The organism is Streptomyces sp. NRRL F-5122 (genome assembly GCF_001507435.1).
Taxonomy (GTDB): Bacteria; Actinomycetota; Actinomycetes; order Streptomycetales; family Streptomycetaceae; genus Streptomyces; species Streptomyces lannensis.
In genome coordinates this window covers 1-390 of sequence record NZ_LMWH01000144.1, presented here as the reverse complement: position 1 = coordinate 390, position 390 = coordinate 1, and the positions used below count along the sequence as shown (strand labels likewise).

Sequence of the window (390 nt, the reverse complement as noted above, 5' to 3'; positions counted from 1 at the left end):
ACCGCCGCTACGAACGCAAATCCGAGCACTTCCTGGCCTTCACCAGCATCGCCTGCACCCTCATCTGCTACCGCAGACTCACCAAATGAGATGACGTCTAAACGGCTAGAGCGGCCACTGACAATGCACCAACCTCCACTGCACTGTGAATGATCGTGCCACAGCTCACCTCGATGTCCCCCGTGTGATCGCTGCGCTGGCCATCTCCGCTCTCCGGCTGCAACCGGGCCAGTACGGGCTCCAAAAGCGTGAGGCCCGTCTCGGACATACGGCCAACGCGTCCCGAGGCAACTTAGACGTCATCTCATTTGGTGAGTCTGTGCGATGATTCATCGGCCAGCAGGAAGCCAGGAGCGGGGGCGCAGGCCGATGGAGTACGTCAATCTCGAT

1 pseudogene is annotated in these 390 nt (G+C 60.0%); it reads left to right on the top strand.

What is annotated here, in order from left to right:
- A pseudogene (locus tag ADL25_RS48135) lies at positions 1–89 on the top strand (IS5/IS1182 family transposase); the annotation flags it as partial.
- Between the last annotated feature and the right edge of the window lie 301 nt (positions 90–390).